Here is a 26,612-nt window from a genome sequence, read left to right as displayed (position 1 = left end):
TTCGTGTCTGAATATTTTATTCAGGAACAACAATTAAGCAATGTGACTCGAACGATTGTAAAGGATGAAGACGGTCAATCACTTTTTTTGCTGGTGGGACGTTGGGGCACTCGCGGAGACGCCTTATCTCTTTATGCAATGAATGGGGAATTAGTCGCCAGCATCAAACAGCTGTCTTTTTTCTTTGGTACTCGTTTCGAGCTTTATAAAGGCTTTGAAAAGGTTGGTACCTTGAAAAAATTGTTGAATCTGAATGCCGATTTTTACTATGTCAACCAGCTTCACTGGACTGTGATTGGAGATATTCGTAACCATTATTACACCATCCATCATAATAACCATAAAATTATGGAAATGAGCAAAGCCACTCTATTTACAGGTAATTATTTTTGTCTGGAGGTTGAGAACGATGAGGATGCTCCCCTATGTATCTGTATTGCTGCAGTCCTCGATTACTGGCTCTATAACAAAAAGAAAGACAACAATCAGAAACGTCAGCCTATGGTTGGCTGGGGCTCCTGTTGAAAAATAAAAATGAGCGAATCTCTTAAAAAAGACGATTCGCTCATTTTTTTATATTCAATTTATCTCTTTTTGCATATGCTCATAAAGGTGTCCGCTAATCATACGCTCTTCTACAACGCTAAAACCATGACGCTCATATAAACGTTTTGCGTTCGGGTTTGCTTCGTCCACACTTAAGCCAATTACGTGCTTCCCTTCTCTTTCAGCCAATTCAGGTAATGCCTCTAATAGCTTAGAGCCGATTCCCAGACCTCTATAATCCGCCCCAACTGAGATTGTATCTAAATACCATTCATTTGGCATTGTTTCTGGATCAACAAACAGCTGGACATCTTCATGAATACCATACTGTTTCAAGACATTCTTCAACGGCTCATCAATCAGCGGTTCTTCTTCGGCAGAGTAACCAAAAGCGATACCCGCTATTTTTCCATCCACTTCATAGACAAGACCTCTTTTGTAGCCATATCGATAGGTAGGATCTGCGATAGCCTCTTCCAAGATTGATAAGACCTGCTCCTCTGAAATCCTCTCAAAAATAGGAAGCTCCATATCCTTTAAAATAACAAGAATCAATGGTGCGATCATCGCGCCATCTTCCTTTCTTGCAAAACGAATCATTCATATCACTCACTTTCTATAGTGAGTGTACCACTTTTTTATAGTAATTTCACCCTTATTACCTTTTCTTGCATGTAAAAAAGAACATCATTTTCTAAATTATCTACCTTTTTTCTTGACCCATATCAGCTCAAAGCTGCTTGAGGATACGTGATAAATAGGCTAACCATATAGCTAATTTCATCATCCGAAACCACTACATGGTATTTTTCTTCAATACCTTGAAGAACCTCCCTGATTACCAGATGCTCCCAAGCATATTTTTCTTCATATAGCTGCTGATCCGGAAAATCGTTCCCTCTGCATCCTTTTTTCAAACCATCCACCAGACAGCAAACATGGAAAATCGCACCAAAAATCGTTCGCTTATGAAACTGCCGCTGCAGCTTTTTCTCTAAGATTGGCAAAAGATTCTTCACATCCGCAACGATCTCATTACTATCAACCTCTGACAGCTCTTCTTTTAGCGTTTGACCAATATTTCGATAAGTACTATCGATATCCACAATCTCCTGAATTTGTGATAAAGCTTCTGGCTGGAACAGGTCGTACAATTGAAATTGTGTAATACTGGTTTTGATTGGCAGGGATGAAACAATACAGAGAATGGTATATTTTTTCTGCATTGCCAAGAGGTAGTTCGCCGCACTCTCATTATGAAGTAGAGTAACCGGAATAATCTTTAACTCCTTTGGATCAATGGTCAGTTTATTTTTTAGGATATTCTTCATTGTAATGGCTGTACCCTCACCTGTGATACAGAAGGTCAGAATCACCGATTCCTTCTTGTCATCCCAAGCAGAGTGACACACGGAGGACTCAATTGGCACAGCGTATTCATTGACCTGCAGTGTTGATTGATAGACTTCCTCTAGTGGAATTCCCAACACGGCCTTCCTAGTAGCCTCCAACACATGAGAGGTACTGACCAAACCAATCGTGGCACAGCGATTCCCCAATTCTTTTTCTATTTCATGTCCGATGTTGTTCAAGGAACCCATATCTACTAAAAACAGCAGGTCTGCTGTTGTTTTGCTTTCAATGAGAAGCTGCTTCAAGCGTTTCAGCATGGCGCTTGGACTCTCTTCCAAATCCATATTGATGCCCCAAGCTCCCTGTTCTACATTTAATAGACGATTCACAAAGGTTGTCATTGAGGTTGCTGTAGATGCACCATGAGCGAGTACAATCACTTGAACCTGCTTCGATTTTTCAGGATTTTCATCGCTATTATAGATAAAGAACATCGCCAGAAAAACAGCCTCTTCATCAGGGATATTAATATCCAAAGAACAGTTCAGGTATAAAAGGCATTCCTTCGCAATCATCACATATTCAGGATAATTGGTTTCTATTTCAAGATTATCCGGATGGATGGTCAGGTGGTCTCCTCGTCGAATACGATCATACGTATTCAACAGATGAATCGCCAGACTGGCTTGAATTTTTTCATTCAATTTTCGTTTCAACAGCTGTTCCGCTAATTGAATTGTTTGGATACAGGTTTCATAGAGCGGCTCAGAAAAAACAGCTTTTAGATTTTTAATGGAGCGTCCATCCTGTTCTGTTTGATACAGGGATTGATAATTCTCCTCCACGATTTTAACCAGCTCTTCATAACTCAATTTTCCGGATTTTACTTCATCTGTTTTTTCATTCAGCAGCTTATAGATATTATTTTGGTCGGAAGGTCCATCCTTATCCAGCTCTTTGTCCGGTTGAAACAGTACATATCTGCCAACCGTTGTTCTCATTTTTTGCCAAATGATTCGCTTATCCGGTTCTTGATACAAGCCATTCAGAATGTGCGGCATCAACTCCGGACTATGTATACGAATATCCTGCTGACCGTTCAAAAGAAAATCAGCATACGCCTTCGCACAGCATAGCTGAACATCGCTTTTAAGCTGTCCGATATTACTTGGGCAATGATAGCTAATCAATGCCCGCAGGCTGTTTTGCGTAATTTTGATTGGTTCATTCAGGCGATTTGCTTCTGCTTGTAAAAATAGAGATACCAGCCAAGCTCGCTCCTCAAGTGTCCGCTCTGCCAAGCTGGGAATTTTCAACACCATTGGTATCCGTCGCTGAAACGTCTGCAGCAATGCAGAATTTGGTGCTTCGGTTGTAGCAGCAATCAACTGAACCGTCGCTCGTCGCTCCTTCGCTGATTCTCCTAAGCGGTTATACGTTCCGTAATCAATAAAGGTAAACAGCATTTCCTGTCCCTCCGGCGGCAAGCGGTGAATCTCATCTAAAAAAAGAATGCCTCCATCTGCCTTCTCAATCAGTCCTATCCGCTCTTCCTCAGCCCCGGTATAAGCATTTTTAGTTACTCCAAATAGCTGCCCCATGAGCAGTTGAGGGTTATTGGCATAGTCTGCACAGTTGAAACGAATAAACGGATACTCTTCACTTTTTCGTTTGACTGTTTTCGCATAATCATAAATGTACGAGACAAACATGGACTTTCCAACACCGGTTTCCCCATAAAAAAGCATATTCAACCCATTTGGCGGGTATAAAATAGCTGCTTGAGCCTGATTCACAATCATCTTCAATGATGGATTCTTCAGCATAAATTGTTCCAGCTCTGACATTTTTACTACTGGGTGATACAAAACCGGCTTCCCACTTTCCTTGCGAGCCATTCCTTGAGCAACCAATTGATTCAAATCACTGCTGACATTCGCTCTGGAAAGTTCCAGCTCTTCCGCCACTTTATTAGTTGTAATGCCGGTTCCTTCATACAAATGCTTCAATCCTTCGTAAACAAGTTCTACCCGTTTCATCGTGTCACCCCTCTTTGTATCCATTTTAAAGGGTTTTCATAAAATGTAAAGGTCAATGTGCTTTCATGTGTTTCATTTTTTTATCTGAAATAAAACACATCTTTTTGAAAGAGGCATTGTTGGTACACTTTCATCCTTTTCAGACTAGAAAAAAACATCAGCTTCTGCCTGTACGGTAATGTCCATCTCTTCTATCCATAAACGCTAACTGCTTTTTCTAAACAAGGCATGTGTTTTGGCACACTTCTTGCATTATATAAAAATGAATCAGCTAGGACGGGAGGGTTTGTCAATGGAAAATAAACTTGTAGAGGAGGATTGGATTATTGGCTTGATCTTACAGGGGGGAACAGCACGAAGCTTAGCCATGCAGGCAATCGATCAGGCAGCCAGCGGAAAATATCAACAGTCAGAAGAGTTGATGACACAAGCACATGAAGCACTTAGCACCGCCCATGATTATCATTCTCTGCTGACACAGGAAAACATCGAGGAAACTGTACTCCCCACCCCATTACTTCTGATGCATGGTCAGGATCACCTGATGAGTGCAATCACTACAATGGATATGGCCGATCGAATGATCCAGCTTTATCATCGACTGGATAAAGGAGGAATCTAAATGATTAACATCACTGTTGCCTGTGCAGCCGGAATGTCGACTAGTCTTCTAGTCAGCAAAATGGAAAAATATGCTGCGGCGCAATCAATCGAGGTTTCAATCCTTGCGGTTCCCGAAAAGCAGTTTGACAAGCATTTAGCAGAAACAGATATCTTGCTTCTAGGTCCTCAAATTTCTTTTTTGGAGGAGAAGTACAAGCAGCAGTTCAAAGGAAGCGCAATAATTGTAAGTACTATCTCAATTATTGATTATGGTCGAATGGATGGAGCAAAAGTAATAGAAATGGCATTATCATTAATAGAAGGAGGACAAAAAAATGAATAAATTTATGGATGGGTTACAGGACAAATTAGGTCCTATCGCTTATAAACTGGATTCAAATCGCTATCTATCCGCTATCAAAAATGGTTTTTTCGTTGCAATGCCCTTATTGATTATTGGTTCTTTATTCTTATTGGTTACACAATTACCATCTGATGCTTACTTAAGCTTTATGGCTTCTGTTTTTGGTGAAGATTGGATGGGCTTATTTCTTCAAGTAAACAATATGACCATGAATGCGATGACTATCTTCGTTATTCTTGGCATTGCCAGCGAGCTGGCAAAATATTATAAAGTCGATCGAGGCTCTTCACAAGCAATTGCAATTGTCGCTTTTCTTGTATTAACACCACTAACTTCTGATGAGTCCGGCAATATGTTTTTACCATTAGGAAACTTTGGTGCATCCGGCCTTTTCGTTGGAATGATTACAGCCATTCTTGCTGTTGAAATTTTCCGTTGGGTGACTCAGAAGGGCTGGACCATCAAAATGCCTGAATCTGTACCATCAAATGTATCTAAATCATTCTCTGCTTTGATTCCGGGCTTTTTCGTTATTGTTGTGTTCAACTTGATTCGAATCGGCTTCACGTTCACTGAATTTGAAACTGCTCAAAACTTTATTTTCAATGTATTACAGACACCACTGCTGGCTTTGGGAAGCTCACTACCTGCAACCTTGATTGTTCTGCTGTTTGAAGCGTTGCTTTGGTCCTTCGGTATCCATGGCTCAAACATTATCGGGGCTGTTATGACACCGATTTGGACAGCCTTAGCTGTAGAAAACGCTGAAGCATTTGCCCGTGGCGATGTATTGCCGAATATTGTAAATGCACAGTTCTATGGAAACTTCATTAAACTGGGAGGCTCCAGTGCAACAATTGGATTGGCAATCGCTTGTCTCTTCTTTGCCAAATCTTCTCAGTTCAAGACATTGGGTAAACTGTCCTTTGCACCAGCCATTTTCAATATTAACGAACCTTTAGTATTCGGTATTCCGATTGTATTGAATCCAATTATGCTGATTCCATTTATCATTGCGCCATTGTTAATGTGTATCATTGCTTATTCCGCAATGGCGACCGGATTAGTACCTATTACGAACGGGATTCTGCTGCCATGGACCACACCACCAGTTGTCGCCGGCTTCTTACTCTCCGGATGGCGTGGCGCTCTCCTTCAAGTTGTTCAGATTCTCCTAAGCTTCGGTCTCTACTATCCATTCTTCAAGATGGAAGACTTGAAAGCCTACAGAATCGAAGTCGAAGGTGAAAAAGCCTACGATGCAGAAATGGAAGCGGAAATCGCTGAAGAAAGCTAAAACCCTAGAATCATAATTTCAAAAAAATCTAACCACTATTGATTTATTTGAAGTTACTTCTTGACATGGGAACATTCCCATGTCTTATTGTTTATTTAGGATGTAAAACGGAAAGGATGAAAACCATATGACGAACCATTTTCCAAAGAATTTTTTATGGGGAGCAGCAACAAGTGCTTATCAAGTAGAAGGGGCTTGGGATGAAGACGGCAAAGGAAAATCTGTTCAGGATGTCAAAATCTTACCTGACAATACCAGCGACTTCAAGGTAGCCGCCGACCATTACCATCATATGAAAGAAGATATCGCTCTATTTAAAGAATTAGGATTAAAGGCCTATCGCTTTTCAATTGCTTGGACACGTGTCGTTCCTGACGGCGACGGTGAAATCAATCCAGCAGGTATCCAATTTTACAGTGATTTAATCGATGAATGTATCAAGCATGACATTGAACCCGTTGTGACAGTCTATCATTTCGATTTACCTGCTGCACTTGATGAAAAAGGCGGTTGGGGCAACCGTGCAACCATCGACGCCTTTGTACGCTACTGCAATATCTTATTTGAGCATTTCAGTGATCGTGTCACCTATTGGCAAACAATTAATGAACAAAACATGATGGTTCTTGCAGGTGCTGCAGTTGGAACCGGTGACCGTCCCTATAAACAGCTGTTTCAGGAAAATCATCACATGCTTGTGGCTCAAGCAATGGTTATGAGAGACTATCATGAGAAAGGCTACAATGGAAAAATTGGACCTGCTCCTAATATCGCAGTTGCTTACGCGGAAACAGATAAGCCTGAGGATATGCGTGCCGCTCAAAATTTCAATGCATTGAGAAACTGGTTATTCCTTGACGCTGCGGTTTACGGCGTATATAACCATCAAGTATTAGCTATGCTTCGTTCTATCAACGCAGAGCCTGACATGACTGAAGAGGATTTAGCCGTAATGAAAGCGGGCACCTGTGATTTTATCGCCTTCAATTATTACAATACCGGAACGGTAAAAGCGAATCCTACAGTGGCTCAAGGTTCAGGAAAAGCGGACCAGCAAAGCGGCTTTGCTCTACCAGGCTACTTCCAAAGTGTTAAAAACGAACATCTAGGCACAACTGAATTCGGCTGGGAGATTGACCCGGAAGGCTTCCGTACAACAGCCAATGAAATCTATTCTCGTTACCACCTGCCAATGATTGTTACTGAAAATGGACTCGGCGGCAGAGATGAATTAACCGAAGATGGGAAAATCCATGATACCTATCGCATTGAGTATCTACGTGACCATATCCGTACAATGAACGAAGCGATTGGTGACGGAGCAGATATCATCGGCTACTGCCCATGGAGTGCAATGGACTTAATCAGCACCCATGAAGGCATCAGAAAACGGTATGGCTTTATCTATATCAATCGTTCTGACTTTGATATGAAGGATATGAAACGCTATAAGAAGGATAGCTTCAGCTGGTACCAAAAAGTGATTGAAAGTAACGGTGCTGAGCTAGATTAACACTAACTAAAGAAAATAACAGGTACACAGAGGAAATTTTCACTTCCTTGTGTACCTGTTTTTTCTTCAATTATAATAATTCGTTTTTATCGGCCATCGCTTTATACCAATAAGCACTCTTTTTAGGGTATCGCTGCTGTGTTTCAAACTCTACATAAAATAACCCGTAACGTTTATTGTAGCCATTGGTCCAGGAAAAGACATCCATCAAGGACCAAATAAAGTACCCCTGAACATTCACACCTTGCTCGACAGCTTTTAGGATTGCTGCCAGATGTTGTCGAACATAGTCGATTCTGGCATCATCCTGAACCGTTTCATCCATCAGGATATCCTTATCGCCCATACCATTTTCAGTCACGTAGATTTTTTTGTAGTTTGGATACGTATTTTTAACGAATACCAGCATGTCTTCCAAGCCTTGAGGATAAATTGGCCAATCCCAATCAGTTGTTGGAATCAGCGGATTATTGACACGCTCTCCAATCCCTTTCAAAGCGAAAACGCTACTGCCCTTTTCACCGGTACCATTATGATGGATTAAGCTGTCACCATCATAGGCTTTTAAAAAATGACTGGCATAGTAGTTGATACCCAGAAAATCAATGTGCTCAGCCGCATAACTCAAATATTCAAAGTCGCTTGGCTCGGTCTTCAGTTTCCCATCATTTTTCATCAAAATATCTTCAACGATCCCCATGACTTCATTCGAGTATCTTCCATTGAAGGTCGCATCCAGCATAAATTGATTTGCCAGTATATGTTCTCTAGCAGCTGCTTCCTGATCTTCAATAGACTGAGTAATTGGATATTTCGACTCCAAAATGTGAACAATGCCGATTTCTCCTGAATAGGCCTGTTCCTTATATAGCTTCACCACTCGAGCATGTGCAACCATCATATTATGCATTGATTGGATTGCTTTAGGAATATCGTAATGAATATTCGGAGGAAAATGACCGATAATATATTGTCCGGCAACCACTGACCATGGCTCATTAATCGTAATCCAATAATTGACCTTGCGCCCATATTCTTTGAAACAGAAATCTGAAAAAGCAACATACGCATCAATCATTTCAGAAGATAACCAATCTCCCTTTTTGTACAACGGATAAGGTGTATCAAAGTGATGCAGGGTAACAAAAGGTTCTACTCCTTGCGCCAAACAGGCATCGATCAGCTCATGATAAAATTTTACCCCAGCCTCATTGACCTTTCCTGTTCCTTCCGGAAAAATCCTTGTCCAGGCAATTGAAATCCGAATCCCATTTATACCAAATGCATGAGCCTGTTCAATATCTTCTTGATATTTATGGTAAAAATCACTTGCTGTATTTGGGTCAAAAGTGCCTTGCTCTTTCAAGTAGTCATCCCAATACGTTTTTCCTTTACCATCGGTTTGTGTTGCTCCTTCAGCTTGGTACGCCGCAGTTGCCGCACCAAATATAAATTTTTCCGGAAATTTCTGCATGATAAACTCCTCTTCTTTTATTCTCTCAACAATCAGCACTAGGCCAGATTTTCAAATACAAAGTTCAATGCCTGCTCTGGTGTTCGAGCAAGTGCAACATACTCAGCACCGGAGGTCGAAGCAGCTTTTGTCTCATACCCTTTGACATCCTCCTGTAGTTCGCCAAGCATAGAGGCCATCTGAGGGGCTAGAATAATCAAATCAAATTCGCCAATCAACTCTTTGTGCTGGCCATAAGCCATCGCAGTGGAATCTAATGGAACACCTTTTTGCTGTGCCCCTTTCTTGATTGCATTCGCCAGCATAGCACTTGTTGCTCCGTTCGCACACAATACTAACACTTTCTTTTCAGTTTTCGTCTCTGCCATTGCTTCGGCAGCAGCAGCGGTCACGACCTGCGCTTCTTCTACTTCTAATTTTTCTTCTATTACTTCATTTTCCTGTGTTCTTTCCTTCTCCAACAGTTCATTGTCATATACCTTGAAGAATGGGAAGTAGACAAGAAAATCGACCACCAACAGAACAAGCATCAAAATAATTGCCTGAAAAGCAAAGCCTGTCCCCATAATCAGTCCCAGTGGTCCCGGAGTTGTCCAAGGCAGGTTATAAATAAATCCGTTCATACCTAGAACATCTACAAAGAATTTAAATAACCAGACATTCAGAATCGGCGTTAGAATAAATGGGATAAAGAAAATTGGGTTTAGTACGATTGGTGCACCAAACAGCATTGGCTCATTCACTCCAAAAAGCACTGGTACAGATGAGGCACGTCCAATCGTTCTTAGCTGCTTGGATCTTGCCATAAAAGCAAACATCAAGGTAATTACTAAGGTTGCGCCCGTTCCACCAAGTGTTGCAACAAAATACTGTGTTCCTTGAGATAAAATGCGGTTCGCCTGTTCACCATTTTGATACAATTGCAGATTTGCTTCTACGTTTGTAATATAGATTGCTGCAACAGCAGGCTCAACAATCGATGGGCCATGAATACCGACAAACCAGAAGAATGCCATGGCTCCAAAAATCAGTGCCAGGCCTAAATAACCATCTGCTGCACTAAAAATAGGTTGGAACAGTTCAATAATTTTTTCAGAGAAATTCGTTCCAACAAAATTTCTAAAGCCAAGGTCAAACAACCAGAAAAAGACAACCGAAAGAGTGATTGGAATTAAGTCTTTAAAGGTTTGAGAAATGTTTCCCGGAACCTCCTCCGGCATTTTTACAGTAATATTATTCTTAATACAGAATCGATAAATATTTGGTACCACGAAACCAACAACAAATGCCGTCAGCAACCCTTTCGTTCCCATAAAGCCAGTAGACAATCCGCCTTCCAGAGGATCAACACCAAGTAATAAGAAAGAAATAATAGCCGCTATCATTGTAGACACATTATTGATTTGATTCGTTTTTGGTAGCTTGCTGTTAAAATTATCCGTTAAGCTCTTCGCAACAGTGGATGACATCAACAAACCAAGAATCCCCATAGAATAGTTGTAGGCTTTCATAAGAACTGCTTCTGTTCCCGCACTCCAATAGAAATCGAAGATATTCGGAACATAAGCAACTAATAGGAAAATACTTGAAAACAGAATAACCGGAATCAAACTAATAAACCCATCTCTAATTGCTCGTAAATATGGATTGTTTGATATTTTCTCAAACGTTGGCTTCATTTTTTCTATCCGAGAAACTAATACATTCATGATAAAACTCCTTTCTCTTTTTCAATTATTTCTTATAAATGTTAAATAAATGCTTGATTGTATCCTTCAATAACATAGTTGTCATCAGGTGATCTTGCGCATGAACCATAATAAATCCTACCTCAACCGCTTCTCCTCTAGCCTCAGCTGCCAGCATCTGGGTTTGTGATTTATGCGCCTCGATGAGGCTGCTGTTCGCTTCCTCTACTAAACGATCTGCTTCTGTAAAATTTCCCTTCTCCGCTTCGCTCAACGCCTCCATTAATTTAGACCGAGCTTCCCCTGCGAAAGCGACCACTTCAAAACCAACCATTGCTGCTTCTTCTTTATTCATTATCGTTCCCTCACTTTATGTTTGTTTTTGTTTATTTATGTTCGTTACAAACAAATAATATACCGCTTTCATTTATATGTCAACCTAATTTCTTTAAATAAACAAAAATATTTCCCATTGACAGAAAGGAAAATAGATGATAAGTTCTATTTAAACATAAACGAACATTTTAAAACAAAAAAATTAAGGAGGAGTTAGATTTGATAAAGGAAGAACGTCAAAAGGCTCTGCTTGATCTTCTAGATAAAAAAGCATTTTTGAAGGTGAGTGACATCACTGAAAAGATTAATGTAACAGAAATGACTGTACGAAGAGACCTAAAAGAACTCGAGCAGCAAGGAAAATTGATTCGTGTTCATGGCGGAGCAAAAGCCACAAAAAGCAATGACCTTACACTTATGGAGCTAAGTCATATTGAAAAAAAGAATATCCATTTATCTGAAAAAGAAGAAGTCGCTAAAAACATTGCTGCTCAGATAGACACCGGAGATACTGTATTTCTGGGACCCGGAACCACAATTGAGCTGGTTTATGATTATCTGACCTGTGACTATGCGAAAATCATTACAAATTCAATCCATGTATTTGATAAATTCAAAAATGACAGTCGGTTTGAGTTGGTTCTAATCGGCGGCTCTTATCGGTCAAAAACCGGTGCATTTGTTGGTACGATTGCCAACGATACAGTCGCAAGCATCCAAGTCCACAAAGCATTTATTGGTGTCAATGGGATTCTCGATACGTTCGTTACGAATTCAAATGAGGACGAAGGGGTTACACAACGCACAATCTTGCAGAGTGCCCATACGAAATACATCATCGCAGACCATTTTAAGCTGGATAAACAGGATTTTTATAAATTCTATTCCTTGTCAGATGCAGACTATCTCATTACGGATAAGACAATTCCCGAGGAATTAGTGACGAAATATGAAAAAATCATCCAAATTATCAACTAGGAGGAAACAGTGATGCAAGTAATAATTGGTGCCGACAAAGAAGGAACACAGATGAAAGACATGATTCATGGCTTTCTTAAGGAAAAGGAGTTTGAGGTCATAGATACAACAGGAGCTGAAGCTCTGGACTTTATCGACTCAACAACACGTGTCGTTGAAAAAATCAGAGAAAATGACGAAGCTTTTGGCATCTTATTTGATCGTTATGGTGCCGGCAGTTTTATAGCTGCTACCAAGCACAACGGGATCATTGCTGCTGAGGTTTCTGACGAGCGCTCTGCCTATATGACACGAGAACACAACAACTCTTGTATCATCACGCTTGGAAGTGGTATCGTGGGACCGGATCTCGCAAAGAATATTGTTTACGCTTTCTTGACTTCCCACTATGAAGGCGGCCGTCACCAAATTCGTGTAGATATGCTCAACAAAATGTTTTAGGAGGAAGAAGAATGAAGATTGCTATTGGCTGTGACCATATTGTCACAGATACAAAGATTGCTGTATCAGATTTTTTAAAGAGTCAGGGACATGACGTGCTGGATGTTGGAACCTATGATTTTTCTCGCACTCACTACCCTATTTATGGAAGAAAAGTGGGTCTGTTAGTCAGCTCAGGACGAGCAGATTTCGGTGTTACGATTTGTGGTACCGGCGTTGGGATAACCAATGCGGTCAATAAGGTTCCCGGCATTCGAGCAGCATTAGTCAGAGACATGTCTACTGCCGTCTATGCAAAAAAAGAATTGAATGCGAATGTCATCGCTTTTGGTGGAAAAATTATCGGCGAACTCTTATTATGTGACATCATTCAGGAATTTTTAAAAACAGAATATCAGCCGACACTAGAAAATAAACAATTGATTCAAAAAATCGAAGACATCGAAACGACCCATGCAGAAGAAATCGCTGATGAACACATCTTTGATGAATTTCTGGAAAAATGGGATCGCGGCGACTATACAGATTAGGAGATGGATCTATGTTATTGACAGTAACACTCAATCCTTCAATAGACATTTCTTATTTTGTTGACAATCTACAGTTGGATGATGTTAATCGGGCAGCTCAAGTAACTAAGACATCTGGTGGAAAAGGATTGAATGTCAGCAGAGTACTCCATCAATTGGAGATACCCGTCACTGCTACAGGCTTTCTTGGCGGTCATACAGGTGAGCTGGTAAAAGATGGTCTTGACCAACTAGGTATCAAGCACGCCTTTGCCCCCTGTGCCGGAGAAACACGTAACTGTATTGCGATTCTATCTGAAAATAAACAGACAGAGATTCTAGAATCCGGACCAGTTATTACTTCAAAGGAAATCGATCAATTCTTAAAAAATTTTACTGCTTTGATAAAGACAGACATCGAATGGATTACCATTTCTGGAAGCTTGCCTCAAGGATTTCCAGAAGACTTTTATCAGGTGCTGCTTTCTCAGGCAGCCAACGAAAACTGCAAGGTATTGCTGGATAGCTCTGGAAAATATCTTTCTCAGGCTTTGACAGGTAAGGACAAGCCGTATCTTATCAAGCCGAATCACCATGAACTTGCTGAACTAGTACAAAAGGACACCAGTAAAAATATCGAGCAATTGCTGGATTATCTGCAAAATCCTCTCTTTGATGGTGTCTCATATATTGTCGTAACACTAGGAGCAGAGGGCGCTCTAATTAAGGATGGTGACAGCTACTACAAAGCTTCACTGCCAAAAATCCAAGCAGTTAGCCCTGTTGGTTCCGGTGATGCGTCATTGGCTGGGTTCGCTGCTGCACTGTATCAAAGAAAAACGTTGCCTGACATCGTAAAAACTGGCATGACCACCGGTTTGCTTAATACCTTAGAGCACCAGACCGGAGCGATTAATACAGAGCATTTCAAGGATTACTTTGACCAAATACTTGTAGAAAAACTTTAGGAGGAATAACATTGAACGACACACTAAAACAAGCTGCAATGACAAGACTTGCTAATCAGGACGGCGTGATTGCTGCACTGGCAATTGATCAGCGAGGAGCCATGAAAAAAATGATGACTCGCTTTCAGCCCGCAACCGATGAAAAAGAAATCGAAACATTCAAAAGCTTAGTTTCAGAAGAACTGACCCCCTATGCTTCCTCCATCTTGCTTGACCCAGAATATGGCCTTCCTGCAAGCAAGGTACGAGATGAACATGCTGGACTGCTGTTGGCGTATGAAAAAACAGGCTATGATTCTTCTGTAAAGGGCCGCTTTCCCGATTTACTCGATCATTGGTCAGTACGTCGGTTGAAAGAAGCCGGCGCCGATGCCTGTAAGTTCCTGCTTTATTACGATGTAGATGAGAGCAATGAAATCAATGATCGAAAAAAAGCCTTTGTTGAAAGAATCGCCTCTGAATGTCTCGCAGAAAATCTGCCGTTTTATCTTGAGCTCCTTTCTTACGATGATACAATCGATGACCCGCAATCTAAAGAGTATGCACAGGTCAAACCAAGAAAAGTAATTGAAATGATGAAGGTTTTTTCTGCACCTCAATTTCATGTCGATGTATTAAAAGTAGAAGTACCTGTAAATATGAACTTTGTTGAAGGCTTTGGCGAAGAGATTATTTATACAAAAGAGCAAGCACAAGCTTACTTTCTTGAGCAAAGCGAAATAACTGATATTCCCTTTATCTTTTTAAGCGCTGGTGTTTCAGCTGACTTATTTAAAGACACACTTCATTTTGCTAAAGAGGCTGGCTCAACGTTTAACGGCGTTCTTTGTGGACGAGCTACTTGGGCTGGTGGTGTGGAGCCTTTCATCAAGGATGGTGAAGCAGCCGCCAGAGAATGGCTGCAAACAATCGGACGAAAAAACATTGAAGAACTCAACGCTGTTTTGAAGGAAACAGCTACCTCTTATACTGCCAAAAAATGATGTAACTAAAAAACGATGGTTTCAAGAAAAGGCTGTTTTCTTGAAACCATCGTTTTTATTCCTCTATATTAATGACCATCTTCCAATACTGGTGTTTCAGCCAGCTCAGGCACCTCGGCAACTTCTTCTTGTTCCGGTATGACTGTTACCATTACTTCATCGACACGATGTTCGTCCATCTTCTTGATTTCCAGCTTCAGACCAGTAATTTCAAGGACTTCACCAACTGTCGGTACATGTCCTAAAGTAGACATGATATACCCACCAAGTGTTGTGGCTGTCGTGTCATTCTCAAGATTAAAAAGGTCTTCCAGCACATCGAACTCTGCTGCCCCTTGAATCAAGTATTGGCGCTCGTTAAGCTTTTGGTAATCTGTCTGCCGATCATCATGCTCATCCCATATCTCACCGACTAGCTCTTCCACGACATCTTCCAAGGTCACAAGACCTTCTGTTCCACCATACTCATCAACAACGATTGCCAAATGGCTTTGTTCCATCTGAAATTTCTTCATCAGCTCTGATATACGCATTGTTTTATGGATAAACAGCACCGGTTTCACAATCTCCGTCAGTTCCATCGCACCAATTAGCACATCATAATAGAAATCTTTCTGATTCACCACGCCAATCACCTGATCGATTGTTTGGTCATAGTAAGGCAGACGAGAAAGCCCACTTTCCCGAAATAAATCTGAAATCTCATCCAGACTCTTTTTACTGCTGATTGAAACAATCTCCGGACGCGGCGTATAAATATCCTGAACCTCAAGATCATTGAACTCAACCACGTTTTTAATCAGAATTTCATCCTCTTCATCAATCGAGCCTTCTTGTACCGCTTCCTCTACTAAAGTTAGCAGCTCTTCCTCAGTGATTGACGGACCACCATCCTTTTTAGGCATCAGCCAGACCAGAATCTTTTTCATTCCTGCAAAGAGCAGGGTCAAAGGCGATAAAACCATAATCAATAGTTTTAAAGGTCTTGCAAAAGCCAACGCGAAATACTCCGGTGACTCCTTCGCAATCGTCTTAGGTGAAATCTCAGCGAAGATTAATACAACGATTGTCATCACTACCGTAGACAGCGTGACACCCATATTTCCAAAATACGCGACAAACAGCATCGTCGCAATAGACGAGCTGGCAATATTCACAATGTTATTTCCTATCAGAACCGCGGAAAGAAAACGGTCAAAATCATTTAACAATTCTAATGCAATTTTTGCTCGTTTATCACCGGCTTCCGCCAGCTTCATCATTCGGATTCTATTCAGTGAAGAGTACGCTGTTTCACTGGAAGAGAAGAATGCCGAAAGTAAAATCAATATAAGCAGTACAGGCAGCATCATGCCTATCTGGGGGTCCATAAAATGTCATCATCCTTTTTTTCTTTTTCTCTATTATAACGGAGTGGTCTATTATCCGTCTATATTATTCTTAAATATCTCTGAGAGTATTATTTCAGACATCCCCCAAAACCGGATACTTTTCCTTACTACAAATAAAAGAGTGATCTGATGCTCCCCATTTGGACCATCTGACCACTCTCTAGTTTCTTTATAAATTTAAGCAATGCTCTCTTTTATCTCTTTGTATAATAAATGCGGTCTAGGGCAATCGTCGTTAACAGGAATACTCTATGATCGTGTGCATCGTCGATTTCAAGATGATATTCGTCACCGCCCATAGTCAGCTTCCGCTTGTCGATATCACACAGAACAGCGCCATCCAAAGTAAATTGATGACTGCCTGTAGCACCATAGCCTAACTGAACGGCTCCAATCGAAGAATCAACATTGAAATTATAGCTGAAAATATTCAGTGATCGTGCAATCGATAACGCTGTCTGATCTTCTACATCAATGTGGTATTTTTTAAAATTGTACCGTAAAAACGAGCCTAATACACTCATCAGGTTTACATTGGTTTTACATTTCGCAACAGTTTTTCCTTCTAAATCGGTAATTTCAAAACTTTCTCTGCCAAGAAAGCTACCTTTTACTTTATAAACCGCATTCCCTGCACCATCTAAAATTTCATAGGTCGGCTTCAACGCGACCAATTTCTGTTTCACAATATATTTCATTGGTTGTGCTCCATTTCATTTTTTATCTCGCGTACTCATACAATTGAAAAACTATGGCACACTGTTTTTTGTTTACTCCACAATCGTATTATTACCAGGTATCGTCTTTACTAGAATGCTCGTTTGATTTTCTCACGATTCGTTACTCTAAAAAGTTCTGAGCAACACTTTCCCACCGACAATATAGACATTTATTTCTTTGCCATCTACTGTATATTTCAAAAGCTCTATTCCTTCACTGGCTGTATCTAGCATATCAGTGAGTGCTTCCTGCATGTTTTCTTCACTGCCGCCAAAAAAAGTCACGACTTTCTGCTGCTTTTCTTCATCTGCCAAATCAGCTTGCAGTTCTGTCATATCGGTTGTCAGCCCTTGAATAACTTCAGTATTATCAGAAATGGTCTCCTCTGGCTCACCATATGTTTTGACTAGCTCATCCTTTGTCAATCCAACTTGAATTTCATCAAAATTGGCCTGCTTTTTTTCTGTTTTTGTTTCTTGGCTACTACCAGCTGATTTGTCAGCAGCTGCTCCACAGCCAGCAATCAGCATAGTTATCATCGTCAATAAAATCCCCGTATATAACAAATTTTTTCTCATTTTACTTCTCCTCATATCCTTTTTTTAACTTCTGGACGTGCTTCATGTAGACCTACCACACTCTTATAAACACTTCCTACTTTGCTTCTGAAAGTTTTAGACTTTGCTTGTTCAGTAGAGTATATTCATCATCGTACACTCGCATCTCTACAGGCATGTCCAGTTTGATTAATTTTAGTGCGGAATAATACAACAGCTCTGTACCTGGTTCCAATAACTCAATACTCAAAGCTGACGGATCAAGTGCTTCATTGTGGTCTGCTAAAACCGTATGGGTCAATTGCTCCCCTCCCTGACTAAAGAAAAAATGGGTCTTTATCGGAGAAGCAGCAATCGATGCTTTTTTATTTTTGAATGTATAATAAATAATCATGGTCTGGTTATCAAATGCATCATACAAGATTTCAGTATCTGCAATTGTTATTTTATACTCATTCGTTTCAATCATTTTTTCAGCTGTCATATTTGTGGTACTCGTTTGCTGCTCTATACTCACTGCCTCAATATCCAGAATATTTATTCGTTGATTTTCATGAACTGCATACAGGTAGCCGGTTGGTATTCCTGTAATTCTTAGAAGATCACCGTCTTGCGGCCAGCTCTCTCTTTCGATCATCGAAATATTTAAATAAATGGGTATGCTCTGATCCCTTAATAGATAAACAGCAACATAGGATTTCCCTGCCAAAGTAGTATCAGGAGATTCTATTTCCATAGACTCCCCGCTCACTTTAGCGACAAACGTGATTTGCTGTTCAAATATTGTCGCTTGAGTAATCAGCTGAGGATTACTGGCGTACATATGGAGAATACTATATAATTCTTCTTTTGATTGACTAGCTACGTCAATCAGTTCGTCGCCTATCTCTGAGCTTTCCGTTGTGGATACCTCAGATACATCCGGTGCATCCGGTGTTTCAGATTGATTACGAAATAGGTCATACTTATTTATTGTGATTACTACAATAAATAAAGCAATCAACCCCAACAAATATTTTTTATTCAAGTAATACCCCCTAAAACTGAGAGTGTTGTTAAGTTCATTTGTGCGCGCTCACATTTCATAACTACAACATGTAGTTATACTAGCATACGTTATTATATTGTGTCAATATTCATGTTATAATTAAATCGCTAAAGTCTTTGTCATTTTGCTGACAAGAGACAGTAATTATTAAAAAGGAGACTGAAGAATGGCTACATTGATATCCGACTCAGAGCTAGAAATACTAAAGATTTTCTGGGAAAACAATCGTCAAATGATGTTTTCTGAGATTGTCGACGAGCTGCACAAAAAAGAATTTACATGGAAAAATAATACAATCCTGACTTTTTTATCTCGCTTGACAGATAAAAACATGCTGAAGGTTCAAAAAAAAGGCCGGAAAAATGAATATATGGCTGTCCTGACAGAACAAGAATACCTTAAACAGGAAACAACTGATTTTGTGGGGAAGGTTTATGAAGGTGAAGTCAAAGGCTTGATTGCTACACTAGTTGAAAATGATTTGATATCCAGCGATGAAATGCAGGAATTAAAAGAATACTGGGAGAAAAATGCGAAATGACAATCGAAATATTTCTCAATTTGCTCTTCTCCCTTAGCTTCTCCGGATCACTCCTCTTTCTTATATGGAGAATAGCCAGTCCTTATCTAAAAAAAATTTTTTCTCAACGTGTGCAATACTTTCTGTTGTTAATTGTACTTTTTCGCTTCATCCTTCCTGTTTCAGCCAGATATAGTCTAATAGGTTCTTTCTATCCTTTCGTTGAATCAACATCTGCTTATGAGCTGATATTTGGCAAAGGGAACAGCGCCTCTCCAATTATCGTAGGAGAAAACGTAGCTATCGGGAATAATGTTGTGCTAGGGAGTGTACGTACACCTGTCGAAAAGTATATAGCTATTATTTGGTTACTGGTCGCACTTTTTCTGATCGTCCAAAAAGTCACAAAATATCAAAGCTTTGTTAAATATATCAAAGCGAACTGGACACCTGTTGATGACCCTAAGCTGCTGGATCTCCTAAGTACCATTTGTGAAGAGAAAAAAATAACTGCGCCAGTTGAGCTTTACACAACACCTTTAGTATCTTCACCATTATTGTTGGGCATTAGAAAGAGCAGTATCGTTCTTCCACATACGGACTTGACGGAAACTCAGCTTCGCCATATTCTCACACATGAGCTCAGCCATCTTAAGAGCAAAGATATTTTATACAAATGGTTTATGCAGTTGATTCTTTGTCTTCATTGGTTCAATCCTCTGGTTTACGCCATCAGTAAGGCGGTCAATCGAGAATGCGAATACGCCTGTGATGAGGCCTCGACACGTGGACTAACAAAAGAAGAACGCTATGACTATGGTATGACCTTGATAGAAATGAGCAAGCATTCGGGAAAATACAAAGAAAAAACAGCTGCTGTTACGCTCTATGAGAATCCCAACGAAATACAACGTCGATTACAAGCAATGCTGTCCTTTCAACAATTACGACCAAGAAGCACTATGGCTGTTATCTTTATCAGCTTACTTATGATTGCTCTCGCCATCTTCATTGGCTCTTACAGCGTCTCCCCAAGAACAGAAGCTCAGGCTGCAATCACCAATGAGACACAGAACGAATCTGCCAATTCCTATTTGAACAATTCAATAGACCAATCAGTTGGTCGACCGTTTATTTACTCACCAGTAGAACAGTAACATTCTTGCAAAACGCTCGTATACTTCTATATAAAAAAGGAATTCTTCCGCTTCTTGCTGAAGAATCCCTTTTTTATTTACCTATTCTATCTGATTTTTACGCAACAAAAAAACTCCCTCTGCTAATAAAAGCAGAAGGAGTTAGAAGTTCAAACTAATTATTTAGCTAAAGCGCCTTTAGCTTGGTCAGACGATTTTAAATTTTCATATAGTGTCATGGGGTTTCATAATTGAATGCTAACGCCTAGTATCCAATCAATAACCTTTCACTATAAATCATGGTATATCACATACATCTGGGTCAATCTCTGGGTCAGTTTCATTTCTAGCAATAAAATATCTGGGTCAACAAATTTTCATAAGCGTGGGGCGCTATACATAGAATAACAAACCCCTCAATTTAATCTAAGGGTTGTCCTATTTTGGACAGGCTACATAATTTTGTGCAACCCCATTTACTGGCAACGCATAATTGCGTTACCGGATGACGTCGGTTTATCCGAGGTCGTCTCTAAAGTAACTAATCACGACGTTAGAAAACTTTTCTATTTTTTACAACTATTTCACAATAATTGGTGATTTTTAACAACCGCAACGATTCAACCAAAGTACAATTATTGGTGGTGTTTTTCAACTGAAAGCTTTTCTATTTTGCATTCTTAGCTCTTTTGATAAATATGAACAAAAGCAATAGACAACTTAAAAGTTCAGAGAAGTAAGTGCCTATCGCCTATATGAATAACCTTTTTATGTATATAGTATATCAAAATGTAAACAAAAAATCTCTGTCTATTTTAGTGAATATATTACCCTAAAGTGAAAAATAACGTTGTCTCAACATGTAAAAAAACCGCCTCCGAAAAGACGGCTAAAGAGATAGTAAGATTTGAGGTCTTCCCTTACCTCAAGTCTAGCATACTTCTGTTCTAGAGATTATACAAATAAAGCACCTACGAAATACTCGTTATTCGTAAACTGACATCAATTTATCACAATTGATATTTAAATCTTCTGACTGTTTCTATCATTAATAGTGTTATAATTATATTGGGGTGATCATATGGAAAACTATACAGGAATATTAAATAATGTTCGTATAATTCAATACTCTCCTATCATTGTTCGTTTTGTGCTAGAAACTACTCCTTCACCTATTCATTGTATTGTTACTGACCATGACTTAGCCAATGAAATCTTATCGCTTCCTAACGGAAGATGTAGCATCAGCGCTCACGGTCTTATCAACAAACAGAAAAAACTAATTATGACCTCTTTTTCTATTATCGATTCTGATGCATATTAAAGCTATTGACAGAAAAATACTTATAGAGTATGAGTTATTCATACAAAAAAACCGCCTCTAGAGGCGGTGAAGGGCATAAAATAATTCTTTTGACTTTGAGGTGTCAATACCCTTAGTTTCATCACTAGTATACTAAACAATCTATCGTTTGTCACTGTCTAATTAGGTGAATTTTTTTACTTAATTTGAAAAAACTCATTCCATTAAAAACCACTCCCGAAGGAGTGGTAAAGGAGCGTCACCCTATAAGAGTAACAATGAAAAAAAATAAAAAAGTTGTTTTGGTTAAGTCCATAATAGCTGATATATTAGCAATTGTCAATCTATCTAACAGTTCCTCGAATTTATTTACCACGCTATCAACTCCAATCCAGATGATTATACTATAAAGCAAAAAAAAACGTCTCCAAAAAGACGGTAAAAGGAGATAAGGTAATGAAGTCTTCCCATACTTTATTACCCTAAGAGTATATCTAATATCAATAGTTTTCAAATAATTAGTATAAAAAATAACAGGCACTTAAATTTCTTCACTCTAGGCAAACGATGTCCGACATCATAAAATAAAATATATCCACAAAACCAGTATGCTCTATTTAAAAACAAATGTCTCCTATATTTTAAAAATTATTTAATAAAAAAATACCACCCCGAAGAGTGGTAATACTTTTATCTTCTATGAGGCGGATTCATAGAATAAATAAAGTATACTATCATAAAAATTCACTGTCAATTATATCATCAACTTAAATCCTGCTCAAGTACCCAACTGCTAATCTCTTTCAGCAAATACGCCTTTTTAGAATTAGACTGATTTACGCTCTTCACTTGCTGCACTGTATAGGTTCGGTTTTTAGCCCATCCAGGTATCGCCTCAGTCGTCTGATAATGCGTTGCATGCCTTAACAGCTTTACTTTTTGACCTACCTTAAAACTGCTGTTAGGGCTTCCTGTCTGCGCCCCTACATAACGATAGATTGTGTTTGCTGGTCCATTGTTATAGTTCCATATCTGATCGTGATTGTTCACAGTAATGCCATTGTAACCATAGTTACAATGAATAATGTTATCTTTATCAACGAATATCCCTGTATGTCCTGCTGCGCCTCCACTTTGTCCACGGACACCCCAAATGAATATGTCGCCTCTCTGTGCATCGATATAGTCATTTACTTCCGGTAATTTCTGCCAACCGTTCGCTTCTAGGTGTTTAAAAAGGCTGTCTGTATTCCCCATTGTTCCAGCTGGTAAAAATCCTCCGGCAATCAACGCAAAATAAACCGCTGAACTGCAGTCGTAACTTGAAGGACCTAAACGGCTATTCATTGAGTAAGTGACTTTCCCTTTTCTATCATTCATCCACTTTATCATATTTTCAATACTAGCCATTTTCATCATCTCCGTTTTTGTGGTAGTTCACGCTTGATAATCCAAGACTAGCGCCTAAAAAAACAGTCACGGCATTAAGTACCGTCACTGTGATTTCCGTATATTCCCATGTTAGACTATTTCCTACCGACGAAACCAGCACCGCCAACGCCGGCAATACAGTTAATACAATCCATTTTAAATAATCATATGTTTTATTGTTCATGTTGTCCTCCGTTTCTGTGCGTTCCTTCCCATTTATCGTGCTCTTCTAATACGGTCACACGTACATCTATTTTATTGATCCGCTGATGCAACGTTTGTCTATCCGCCTTGCTCTCTTCTAATTGTCTTGAAAAAATAGCAACTGTCTTCTCTAAGCTGTCAATAGATGATTTCAACGGAGCTATGACTATTGATTTAAATAGAAACATAATCCCACTGAATCCACCACCCAATAAGCCTATAAGAGTTGCTATTTCTCCTAATGTCAAACCTAATAATCTCATGTTCCACCTCTTCATTTTAAATTGTTGAAATATCACTAGTTGTAACCCATGATGTAGAACCGGCACATACTAATGCAGCTGATGCGCTGCCTCTATCTCCTGCAGTATATGTTACCGTTCCGTTGTCATTGAATGAAAGAAACTTGTTCGATAATACGTAGTTTACCCCGGCATTTCTAGTTACAAGCATGTTTGCCTGTACCGTTGGGCGGAATGCTTCTGGAATAACTGGCGCTGTTTTTCCATTCCATGAAGCTGATACCGTAAGCGCCATATTTTCTCCTGTTCGAATCCACTGGTTTAGTAATGCTTGCCTAAATAGACTTGCAACTACTATCTTTTGATGCCTAATAAGCCGAACAGTAAGACTTCTGTTTGTTCCTGTACTGTCAACTTGCGTGAGTGTAACTACACACGTTTGCGGCACGAAATCTTGATAGTTTAGATACGACCAAGCATCTGTATTCTTTGTATATGTGATACTTGAGCTATTTGTTGATACTGCACCTAGGTTAAACGTATACAATACCCCTCCATCATTTAAATCTTGTTGATTTAGTGCCTCTACAAATTCGCACCGTAGTTGATTATTCGTGAAAACGTAATCACTTGAACCCGGTGTGCCTTCTGATTCGTTCAGCTCAGATAAATCAATTGTAATAACTAAGAATCCGGATGTATTCGCAGGAATTGAAACGGTTTCTGCAGCAGTAATTTCTACTAACCTTCCACAAATAACCGCTTGTCCTGTGTCTATCGTCGCATCTAACCCATTTACGCTTACTGCCATTTCGTTTCCTCTGTCTGTAATTACCGTAGATTGGTTCAAATGTAATGCGCTATAGAGCGATGCATCCTTAAGAGCTGTAACTTTTGCCCTATCGAATTGATACCCTTTAATTGTCATATTTTATCCTCCTATAGATTGTTTAAAACATCCTGCAGCGTGGAGCGAACATGACCGAACCGCAAGGAAATGAACTCCGATTCCGAACTAATCACATAGCCGGTTAAAACACTGCTGTAAATCGTATCATTATAGACGATATCAACAAGTAACCCCACCTCTAAATCATCAATATCTATCATGTTATTATCCTTTTTGATATCGAAATTTATTTCGTGAGCATATGTCTGCCCGGCAAGCTCAGATTGAGCTACTTCCAAATAGGTTGGTCTGTCCTCTTGTTCCATATCATAAATATAGATTTTTTGTCGTGTTGGCGTGTAAATATTGTCATTAAGCGATTGAGTCAACTCTCCATACTTATCGATATACCAGGTACTTAGAATTATCGGGTATATACTGTTTGTTGACCGTTTATCGATAATCTGCAGCATGTTTTCTGCCTGTTTTCCTGCTGGTTGTTCATACACGGACCAATTGACGAAATCATAGGCATTATTTTTCAATCGTATCTTTTTCGTTCTTCTTTCTACCTTTAAAACAATGTTATAGCGGTTATACCATGCAACCCTTGACAAATAATCAACATCTAACACAATGTTATACTTCTTAAAGAAACCTATCACATAGTCTAATAGGTTTGTAACTGTTGGCGGATCGCTTGGCAAGTATGAATATGCTGTGTGCGTTTTCGGTGTGATAGGTAGCCCTGTCTTTTTGGACAGGTCCAACGTTACACGCATGGTAAACATGTTTGTTAAATGACTTTCGGCGCTCACTCCTGCCGTTGCGCTCCCTGTTGCTCTTGTTGCAGCAAATGGAAAATTCATTAGACTGTATATAATACATGCCTTAATTGCATCGTTCTCAATGCTATCGATTACCCCTAAAAAAAGGGGGGTGATTGTTGTTATTTCACCAATTGAGCTATCTATGACACCTTGATTATCGCTTCCTATTTCTTTTGCCATAAAAAAATCGCCTGTTTCAAAGTCCATTTTTGAAAGAGGGATAAAACTACTTTTTTCATTTGTTAAATAATCGATGTTTATTTCCCAATCGTAGCATTCACTAATAGATTTTAATGCTAAATCTTGTCTATTAAACACTGCTAGTTGTAGCCTCATTTAAACGACCACCATTTCTTTTCTAAGTCTGTATTTAGTAACCGCTCCTGTATCGAGTTTTAATGTGTATGTTCCTATTGGAATAGTAACAAAGTTTGTTTTCGTCATATCTTGCGACTGATAAACATTTGATACCGTGCCATTAGGCGCAATTAGTCTAACGAATTGGTTTTGCGGTACACTCGATACAACAAACTCATACCCTGGCGGAATATCAATGAAATACCTATCGTTTTGAATCAGTTCGGAACCTGAATAAAGCTCCCATGATGGATTTGATACCCCTGTTTCTCCGCCGTAGATTGTAATTTCTAAAGGTGAACCCTCAGAAACTCCCATGTAAATAGAGTCGTTCACTACTTTAAACAATCCTCGGCTCTCCTCATTCTGTTCTTCGTAGACATAATCATAGATATGAAAACCTTCATTGTTTGCCATGTCATTGTTAATATATATTTTTCCGTCGCCCAATTGATCGCTATATTCAGTGTGAATCCCTTCAATCCATTGATACCAAGGCGTTAGGAAATCGAGTTCTATTGCTTCATCAATGATATTCCATTCGTTTATCTCTGTTTTGGTTAAAGTATTCAACCGACAATCACGCTTGAAAGTACCTTTTTCAACTATTGAATAGTTCAATGTAAGAGGTTGATAGTTTAAAAACTGAATGAACTCATGATATTTCTGATAGTAACGATTTTTTTCTGGACTGAAAAGAACACGGATGCTAAAAACAGGCTGGTTTAATGCTACGCTGCTTACAAGAAAGTTGCCGTTTGCTCCATAGTATTCGTTTGAAAAAGAAACGCCTAACCCCTCAGGGGAATAGGCGAATAAATCTTCATCATTATTAAGGGAAACAGTTTCCCCTTTTGCGTTAGTAATAGAGAATTTTCTTACTTGATTCATA

The 26,612-nt window shown here is 39.4% G+C and carries 28 protein-coding genes; 13 read left to right on the top strand and 15 right to left on the bottom strand.

Annotated elements, in window-relative coordinates; genetic code table 11:
* Positions 1-3 precede the first annotated feature (3 nt).
* Entirely contained in the window at positions 4-525 is a 522-nt protein-coding gene (locus IW510_RS01570) for an LURP-one-related/scramblase family protein (RefSeq protein ID WP_202056097.1), read from the top strand.
* A 54-nt stretch (positions 526-579) separates the two neighbouring features.
* Here IW510_RS01570 and IW510_RS01565 read toward each other — a convergent pair whose 3' ends face one another.
* Both IW510_RS01565 and IW510_RS01560 read right to left on the bottom strand, forming a co-directional pair.
* Entirely contained in the window at positions 580-1,146 is a 567-nt protein-coding gene (locus IW510_RS01565; protein WP_202056096.1) for a GNAT family N-acetyltransferase, read from the bottom strand.
* Between the two features lie 125 nt (positions 1,147-1,271).
* Entirely contained in the window at positions 1,272-3,938 is a 2,667-nt protein-coding gene (locus IW510_RS01560; protein ID WP_202056095.1) for a sigma 54-interacting transcriptional regulator, read from the bottom strand.
* 292 nt (positions 3,939-4,230) lie between these two features.
* Between IW510_RS01560 and IW510_RS01555 the strand changes: the two genes are divergently transcribed.
* From IW510_RS01555 to IW510_RS01540, 4 genes are all read left to right on the top strand, one after another.
* The gene (locus tag IW510_RS01555; RefSeq protein ID WP_202056091.1) at positions 4,231-4,560 is read left to right on the top strand and encodes a PTS lactose/cellobiose transporter subunit IIA; all 330 of its coding nucleotides are present in this window, start codon (positions 4,231-4,233) and stop codon (positions 4,558-4,560) included.
* On the top strand, positions 4,561-4,884 hold the full coding sequence (locus IW510_RS01550; protein WP_202056089.1) for a PTS sugar transporter subunit IIB: 324 nt from the start codon (positions 4,561-4,563) through the stop codon (positions 4,882-4,884).
* Positions 4,877-6,202 (top strand): PTS cellobiose transporter subunit IIC, encoded by a 1,326-nt coding sequence (gene celB, locus IW510_RS01545; protein WP_202056087.1) that lies wholly within the window; start codon positions 4,877-4,879, stop codon positions 6,200-6,202. Before IW510_RS01550 ends, celB begins: the two co-directional genes overlap by 8 nt.
* A gap of 127 nt (positions 6,203-6,329) precedes the next feature.
* Positions 6,330-7,715, top strand: coding sequence for a glycoside hydrolase family 1 protein (locus tag IW510_RS01540; protein WP_202056085.1), 1,386 nt, complete (start codon positions 6,330-6,332; stop codon positions 7,713-7,715).
* A 70-nt stretch (positions 7,716-7,785) separates the two neighbouring features.
* Here the strand turns inward: IW510_RS01540 and lacG are convergent, their stop codons facing one another.
* The 3 genes from lacG to IW510_RS01525 are packed head-to-tail and all read right to left on the bottom strand — an operon-like array spanning position 7,786 to position 11,232.
* Positions 7,786-9,189 (bottom strand): 6-phospho-beta-galactosidase, encoded by a 1,404-nt coding sequence (gene lacG, locus IW510_RS01535; RefSeq protein WP_202056083.1) that lies wholly within the window; start codon positions 9,187-9,189, stop codon positions 7,786-7,788.
* Between the two features lie 38 nt (positions 9,190-9,227).
* Entirely contained in the window at positions 9,228-10,898 is a 1,671-nt protein-coding gene (locus IW510_RS01530) for a lactose-specific PTS transporter subunit EIIC (RefSeq protein WP_202056081.1), read from the bottom strand.
* A gap of 25 nt (positions 10,899-10,923) precedes the next feature.
* Positions 10,924-11,232 carry a PTS lactose/cellobiose transporter subunit IIA gene (locus IW510_RS01525; RefSeq protein ID WP_202056079.1) on the bottom strand — a complete coding sequence of 103 codons (309 nt, stop codon included), beginning with the start codon at positions 11,230-11,232 and terminating at the stop codon, positions 10,924-10,926.
* Positions 11,233-11,432: 200 nt separating this feature from the next.
* Here IW510_RS01525 and IW510_RS01520 point away from each other — a divergent pair, with 200 nt between their 5' ends.
* The 5 genes from IW510_RS01520 to lacD are packed head-to-tail and all read left to right on the top strand — an operon-like array spanning position 11,433 to position 15,092.
* Entirely contained in the window at positions 11,433-12,191 is a 759-nt protein-coding gene (locus IW510_RS01520; protein WP_202056077.1) for a DeoR/GlpR family DNA-binding transcription regulator, read from the top strand.
* A gap of 12 nt (positions 12,192-12,203) precedes the next feature.
* Complete coding sequence (gene lacA / locus IW510_RS01515) at positions 12,204-12,632, top strand: galactose-6-phosphate isomerase subunit LacA (protein WP_202056075.1); 429 nt, start codon at positions 12,204-12,206, stop codon at positions 12,630-12,632.
* 11 nt (positions 12,633-12,643) lie between these two features.
* Positions 12,644-13,162, top strand: coding sequence for a galactose-6-phosphate isomerase subunit LacB (gene lacB / locus IW510_RS01510; RefSeq protein ID WP_202056067.1), 519 nt, complete (start codon positions 12,644-12,646; stop codon positions 13,160-13,162).
* An 11-nt stretch (positions 13,163-13,173) separates the two neighbouring features.
* Positions 13,174-14,109 (top strand): 1-phosphofructokinase family hexose kinase, encoded by a 936-nt coding sequence (locus tag IW510_RS01505; protein WP_202056059.1) that lies wholly within the window; start codon positions 13,174-13,176, stop codon positions 14,107-14,109.
* A gap of 38 nt (positions 14,110-14,147) precedes the next feature.
* Positions 14,148-15,092: a tagatose-bisphosphate aldolase gene (lacD, locus tag IW510_RS01500; protein WP_202056580.1), complete on the top strand. Its 945-nt coding sequence runs from the start codon at positions 14,148-14,150 to the stop codon at positions 15,090-15,092.
* Positions 15,093-15,160: 68 nt separating this feature from the next.
* Here the strand turns inward: lacD and IW510_RS01495 are convergent, their stop codons facing one another.
* The 4 genes from IW510_RS01495 to IW510_RS01480 form a co-directional block, all read right to left on the bottom strand.
* Entirely contained in the window at positions 15,161-16,462 is a 1,302-nt protein-coding gene (locus tag IW510_RS01495) for an HlyC/CorC family transporter (RefSeq protein ID WP_202056057.1), read from the bottom strand.
* A 215-nt stretch (positions 16,463-16,677) separates the two neighbouring features.
* Entirely contained in the window at positions 16,678-17,181 is a 504-nt protein-coding gene (locus IW510_RS01490; RefSeq protein ID WP_202056055.1) for an LURP-one-related/scramblase family protein, read from the bottom strand.
* Between the two features lie 147 nt (positions 17,182-17,328).
* The gene (locus IW510_RS01485; protein WP_202056048.1) at positions 17,329-17,781 is read right to left on the bottom strand and encodes a hypothetical protein; all 453 of its coding nucleotides are present in this window, start codon (positions 17,779-17,781) and stop codon (positions 17,329-17,331) included.
* 76 nt (positions 17,782-17,857) lie between these two features.
* Positions 17,858-18,787 (bottom strand): DUF5067 domain-containing protein, encoded by a 930-nt coding sequence (locus tag IW510_RS01480; RefSeq protein WP_202056046.1) that lies wholly within the window; start codon positions 18,785-18,787, stop codon positions 17,858-17,860.
* A 187-nt stretch (positions 18,788-18,974) separates the two neighbouring features.
* Here IW510_RS01480 and IW510_RS01475 point away from each other — a divergent pair, with 187 nt between their 5' ends.
* The 3 genes from IW510_RS01475 to IW510_RS01465 all read left to right on the top strand — a co-directional run bounded on the left by IW510_RS01475 (position 18,975) and on the right by IW510_RS01465 (position 21,788).
* Positions 18,975-19,349 carry a BlaI/MecI/CopY family transcriptional regulator gene (locus IW510_RS01475; RefSeq protein ID WP_202056044.1) on the top strand — a complete coding sequence of 125 codons (375 nt, stop codon included), beginning with the start codon at positions 18,975-18,977 and terminating at the stop codon, positions 19,347-19,349.
* Positions 19,346-20,485 carry a M56 family metallopeptidase gene (locus IW510_RS01470; protein WP_202056043.1) on the top strand — a complete coding sequence of 380 codons (1,140 nt, stop codon included), beginning with the start codon at positions 19,346-19,348 and terminating at the stop codon, positions 20,483-20,485. Before IW510_RS01475 ends, IW510_RS01470 begins: the two co-directional genes overlap by 4 nt.
* Before the next feature lie 1,060 nt (positions 20,486-21,545).
* On the top strand, positions 21,546-21,788 hold the full coding sequence (locus IW510_RS01465; protein ID WP_202056042.1) for a hypothetical protein: 243 nt from the start codon (positions 21,546-21,548) through the stop codon (positions 21,786-21,788).
* Positions 21,789-22,529: 741 nt separating this feature from the next.
* On the opposite strand, the gene IW510_RS01460 is transcribed toward IW510_RS01465, so the two are convergent.
* Genes IW510_RS01460 through IW510_RS01435 form a run of 6 tightly spaced genes read right to left on the bottom strand, consistent with a single transcriptional unit; the run spans position 22,530 to position 26,611 of the window.
* Complete coding sequence (locus tag IW510_RS01460; RefSeq protein WP_202056041.1) at positions 22,530-23,177, bottom strand: peptidoglycan amidohydrolase family protein; 648 nt, start codon at positions 23,175-23,177, stop codon at positions 22,530-22,532.
* A complete protein-coding gene (locus tag IW510_RS01455) occupies positions 23,170-23,382 on the bottom strand; it encodes a phage holin (RefSeq protein ID WP_202056040.1) in 213 nt (70 codons plus the stop codon). The genes IW510_RS01460 and IW510_RS01455 overlap by 8 nt, the downstream gene beginning before the upstream one ends.
* The gene (locus tag IW510_RS01450; protein ID WP_202056039.1) at positions 23,372-23,665 is read right to left on the bottom strand and encodes a hypothetical protein; all 294 of its coding nucleotides are present in this window, start codon (positions 23,663-23,665) and stop codon (positions 23,372-23,374) included. The genes IW510_RS01455 and IW510_RS01450 overlap by 11 nt, the downstream gene beginning before the upstream one ends.
* Positions 23,666-23,681: 16 nt before the next feature.
* Positions 23,682-24,572, bottom strand: a complete 891-nt coding sequence (locus IW510_RS01445) for a hypothetical protein (RefSeq protein WP_202056038.1) — start codon at positions 24,570-24,572, stop codon at positions 23,682-23,684.
* Between the two features lie 11 nt (positions 24,573-24,583).
* Complete coding sequence (locus IW510_RS01440; RefSeq protein ID WP_202056037.1) at positions 24,584-25,699, bottom strand: hypothetical protein; 1,116 nt, start codon at positions 25,697-25,699, stop codon at positions 24,584-24,586.
* Entirely contained in the window at positions 25,700-26,611 is a 912-nt protein-coding gene (locus tag IW510_RS01435) for a phage distal tail protein domain-containing protein (RefSeq protein ID WP_202056036.1), read from the bottom strand. It lies immediately after the preceding gene.
* Position 26,612 lies beyond the last annotated feature (1 nt).

Origin of the sequence: Enterococcus sp. BWR-S5 (assembly GCF_016745255.1) — a bacterium.
In the GTDB taxonomy this organism is placed as follows: Bacteria; Bacillota; Bacilli; order Lactobacillales; family Enterococcaceae; genus Enterococcus_L.
The sequence above is the reverse complement of the archived record's forward strand: the minus strand, read 5'-3'. Positions and strand labels throughout refer to the sequence as shown.